Source organism: Streptomyces sp. W16 (assembly GCF_033194735.1).
Lineage (GTDB): Bacteria > Actinomycetota > Actinomycetes > Streptomycetales > Streptomycetaceae > Streptomyces.
The window spans coordinates 1-4501 of the sequence record NZ_JAWOAI010000672.1 but is presented as its reverse complement, the minus strand read 5'-3'; the positions used below and the strand labels follow the sequence as shown (position 1 = coordinate 4501).

Here is a 4501-nt window from a genome sequence, read left to right as displayed (position 1 = left end):
CGTACCAAGGCGTTCGCCACCGCGTTCCGCGCCCGCCACGGACACGCGCCGGGCCCCTGGGCGGCCGAGGCGTACGACGCCGTCCGGTTCGCCGCCCACGGCCTGGCCTCCGTCGGCGACGACGGCCGCACCGCCCTGCGCTCGGAACTCCTGCGCCGCCCCTGGCAGGGCATCACCCGCCTCATGAGCTTCGACGCCTCCACGCAGTTCTTCCAGGCCCGCGGCGACGGCGGAGGCTTCCTGTTCCGGGTGACCGGCGGAGCCGCCCGCTTCGTGGCGCGCTCCGCCGACATCGGCAAGAAGACGTGAGCCGTCGTGCAACTCCCTTTGAGTGCAAGGGAGTTGCACGACGGTCACGCGCCGACGTACGCCGCCAGGTGCTCCCCCGTCAGCGTCGACCGCGCGTCGACCAGGTCGGCCGGCGTCCCTTCGAAGACGACCTTTCCGCCGTCGTGGCCGGCGCCCGGGCCGAGGTCGATGATCCAGTCGGCGTGGGCCATGACGGCCTGGTGGTGTTCCACGACGATGACCGACTTCCCGGAGTCGACCAAGCGGTCCAGCAGGCCGAGCAGTTGCTCCACGTCGGCGAGGTGGAGGCCTGCGGTGGGCTCGTCGAGGACGTAGACGCCGCCCTTCTCGGACATGTGGGTGGCCAGCTTGAGGCGTTGGCGTTCGCCGCCGGAGAGGGTGGTGAGCGGCTGGCCGAGGCTGAGGTAGCCGAGGCCCACGTCGGCGAGCCTGGTCAGGATCTTGTGCGCGGCCGGTGTCGCCGCCTCGCCCGCGCCGAAGAACTCCTCGGCCTCGGTCACCGACATCGCGAGCACCTCGCTGATGTCACGCCCGCCGAAGTGGTACTCAAGGACCGACGCGTCGAACCGTTTCCCCTCGCACTCCTCGCAGGTGGTGGCCACGCCGGCCATCATCGCCAGGTCGGTGTAGATGACGCCGGCGCCGTTGCAAGTGGGGCACGCGCCCTCGGAGTTGGCGCTGAACAGGGCCGGCTTCACGCCGTTGGCCTTGGCGAAGGCCTTGCGGATGGGTTCGAGGAGTCCGGTGTACGTCGCCGGGTTGCTGCGGCGTGAGCCGCGGATGGCGCCCTGGTCGACCGACACCACGTTCTCGCCTGCCGGGATCGACCCGTGCACCAGCGAGCTCTTGCCGGAGCCCGCGACACCGGTGATGACGGCGAGGACGCCGAGCGGGATGTCGACGTCGACGTCCTGGAGGTTGTTGGTCGCGGCGCCCCGGATCTCCAGGGTGCCGGTGGCCTTGCGGGTCGACTCCTTGAGCTTGGCCCGGTCGTCGAAGTGCCGGCCGGTGATGGTGCCGCCGGTGCGCAGCCCCTCGACGGTGCCCTCGAAGCAGACGGTGCCGCCCGCCGTGCCGGCGCCCGGGCCGAGGTCGACGATGTGGTCGGCGATCGCGATGGTCTCCGGCTTGTGCTCCACGACCAGCACGGTGTTGCCCTTGTCGCGCAGCCGCAGCAGCAGGTCGTTCATGCGCTGGATGTCGTGCGGGTGCAGGCCGATGGTGGGCTCGTCGAAGACGTAGGTGACGTCGGTGAGCGAGGAACCGAGGTGGCGGATCATCTTGACGCGCTGTGCCTCGCCGCCGGACAGCGTGCCCGCCGGCCGGTTGAGCGAGAGGTAGCCGAGACCGATCTCGACGAACGAGTCGAGAGCCTGCCGCAACGCGGTGAGCAGCGGCGCGACCGACGGCTCGGCGAGGCCGCGGACCCACTCGGCCAGGTCGCTGATCTGCATCGCGCAGGCGTCCGCGATGCTGATGCCCTTGATCTTCGAGGAGCGGGCGCCCTCGTTGAGGCGGGTGCCGTCGCAGTCGGGGCAGGTGGTGAAGGTGACGGCCCGGTCCACGAACTCCCGGATGTGCGGCTGCATGCCCTCCCGGTCCTTGGCGAGCATCGACTTCTGGATGCGCGGGATCAGACCTTCGTAGGTCATGTTGATGCCCGCGATCTTCATCCGGGTCGGCTCGCGGTGGAGGAAGTCCTGAAGCTCCCGCTTCGTGAACTTGCTGATCGGCTTGTCCGGGTCGAAGAAGCCGGACTCGATGTAGAGCCGGGAGTTCCAGCCGCCGCCCGTGTAACCGGGGACGGTGATCGCGCCCTCCGCAAGGGACTTGGAGTCGTCGTAGAGCTGGGTGAGGTCGAGGTCGGTGACCGAGCCGCGGCCCTCGCAGCGCGGGCACATGCCGCCGGTGATGCTGAAGCTGCGGCGCTCCTTGACCTTCTGTCCGCCGCGTTCCATGGTGACCGCGCCCGCGCCACTGATCGAGGCGACGTTGAAGGAGAACGCCTTGGGCGAGCCGAGGTACGGCTTGCCGAGCCGGCTGAAGAGGATGCGGAGCATCGCGTTGGCGTCGGTGGCGGTGCCGACCGTGGAGCGGGGGTCGGCGCCCAGCCGCTGCTGGTCGACGATGATCGCGGTGGTCAGTCCGTCGAGGACGTCGACCTCGGGGCGGGCCAGCGTCGGCATGAAGCCCTGCACGAAGGCGCTGTACGTCTCGTTGATCAGCCGCTGCGACTCCGCGGCGATCGTGTCGAACACGAGTGAGCTCTTGCCCGAGCCGGAGACACCGGTGAACACCGTCAGCCGGCGCTTCGGGATCTCGATGCTGACGTCCTTGAGGTTGTTCTCGCGCGCCCCGTGCACGCGGATCAGGTCGTGGCTGTCGGCAGCGTGCAGCGCGGATGGCTGCGTGTCCGTCCTCGTGGCCTTGCTCATCGTGCCTTCCCTCCGTTTGTGCCGGGCCGCCGACAGTCGCTCGGCGGACGTCGCCCGGCTCGATCTAACCAAGCTTCGAGCGGTACGTCCGCTTCCGGCATCGATGCGCGGTGACGTCCTTGGCAGTCACGCTAGGGGCGGCGCGTGGACTCGCGCTTCTCGAATCCTGACCGGTCCGGTCGCCTCTCAACGTGCTGCGCACGGCGTACATGGTGCAGATGCCGGACCAGCGCGACCACGGCCAGGGCGGCGACCAGACCCGTCACACCCCGCCAGCCGAACCGGTCGTAGATCCGCACACCAACCCAGGAACCCGCGCTGCCGCCGAGGAACGCGCAGGTCATGTACGCGGTGTTGATACGGGCCCGGGCCTCGGGCCGTAGCGCGAAGATGCGGGCCTGGTTGGCGACCTGGCCGGACTGGACGGCGACGTCGAGCAGCAGCATGCCCGCGGCCAGGGTCAGCAGGCCGGTCCTGCCGCCCCCGGCGGCCGGCACGAGGAGCGCCGCCGAGGCGATGGTGCCGAGCATGGCGAGGAGGCTGACCGTGTCGGGTCCCCTGCGGTCGGCCAGCCGGCCTGCGAGGGGGGTGCTGAACATGCTGGCCGCGCCGACGAGTCCGAGGATGCCCACCGCCTGGGCGCCCATGCCGTACGTCGGTCCGGTGACGAGGAGGGTGAGCGTGGTCCAGGCGGCGCTGAAGCCGGCGAAGACGCCGGCCTGGTAGAGGCAGGAGCGGCGGAGGTCCGGTTCCGTGCGCAGCAGCCGTAGCGGGGCGGCTATCAGGGCCGGGTAGCCGTGGCGGGTGGACGGTGTGGTCAGCGGGACGGCCCGGGAGAGGACCGCTGCCAGCACCAGGACGATCACCGCCGCCACGATGTACGGCGCCCGCCAGCCGAACCGTTCGCCGAGGGTGCCGCTGAAGGTGCGGGCCAGGAGGATGCCGCCGATCAGCCCGCTGAGGAGGGTGCCGGTGACGGCTCCGCGGCGTTCGGCGGGTACGAGTCCCGCCGCCATCGGGATGATGATCTGGGGCACGACGGTCGTCACGCCGGTGACCGCGCTCGCGGCGACGAGCAGCGGGAGCGAGGGCGCGGCGCTCGCGGCGAGCAGTCCGGCGGCGGTGAGCACGAGCAGGGTGACGATCAGGGGGCGGTGCGGAAGCCGGTCGCCGAGGGGGACGAGGAGGAAGATCCCGGCCGCGTACCCGAATTGGGCCGCCGTGACGACGAGGGCGGCCGAGCCGGCGGAGACGCCCAGGTCGGCGGCGACGAGCGAGCTGATCGCCTGCGGGAAGTAGATGGTCGAGACGCCCACACCGCAGGCGAGGGACAGGACGAGGATCACCCAGCGGGGCACGGACACACCTCACGCGAGAACCGGTTTGACTGGTTCTGGTGACGGTAGCAGGAGAGCCACCCTCCCGGCACCACTTAAACCGGTTCCATGGAGGTAGGGTGAGGACGTGTCATCGACTCCCCGCTTCCGCCAGGGCGCCGGGCGCCTCTGTCTGGACTTCATCCGCACCCTGCGCCACCGTGGTTCGCCCGACGTGGTGGAGGAACTCCCCGACGCCGAGGCATTGTCGGCATGGGTGCGGCAGTGCGGCCCCTGCGAGGCAGGAGGGGACGCCGATGCGGCTCGGGCACGCGACCTGCGCGAGGCCGTGCACACGCTGATCACCGCCGCCCGGGCCGGCCGGATGCCCGACGCGCACTCGCTCGCTCTCGTCAACGAGGCCGCCGCGCACCCCGTCCC

3 protein-coding genes and 1 pseudogene are annotated in these 4501 nt (G+C 70.8%); 2 read left to right on the top strand and 2 right to left on the bottom strand.

The annotated features are described in order from the left end of the window. Positions 1 to 309 (top strand): annotated as a pseudogene (locus tag R6V09_RS46780) (bifunctional serine/threonine-protein kinase/ABC transporter substrate-binding protein); the annotation flags it as partial. A gap of 44 nt (positions 310 to 353) precedes the next feature. Here R6V09_RS46780 and R6V09_RS46775 read toward each other — a convergent pair. Beyond that, entirely contained in the window at positions 354 to 2744 is a 2391-nt protein-coding gene (locus tag R6V09_RS46775) for an excinuclease ABC subunit UvrA (RefSeq protein WP_317887553.1), read from the bottom strand. Between the two features lie 131 nt (positions 2745 to 2875). Beyond that, entirely contained in the window at positions 2876 to 4108 is a 1233-nt protein-coding gene (locus R6V09_RS46770; RefSeq protein WP_317887552.1) for an MFS transporter, read from the bottom strand. A gap of 100 nt (positions 4109 to 4208) precedes the next feature. On the opposite strand from R6V09_RS46770, the gene R6V09_RS46765 reads away from it, so the two are divergent. Further along, the coding region (locus R6V09_RS46765) for an ABATE domain-containing protein (RefSeq protein ID WP_317887551.1) at positions 4209 to 4501 on the top strand (293 nt) is incomplete at its 3' end.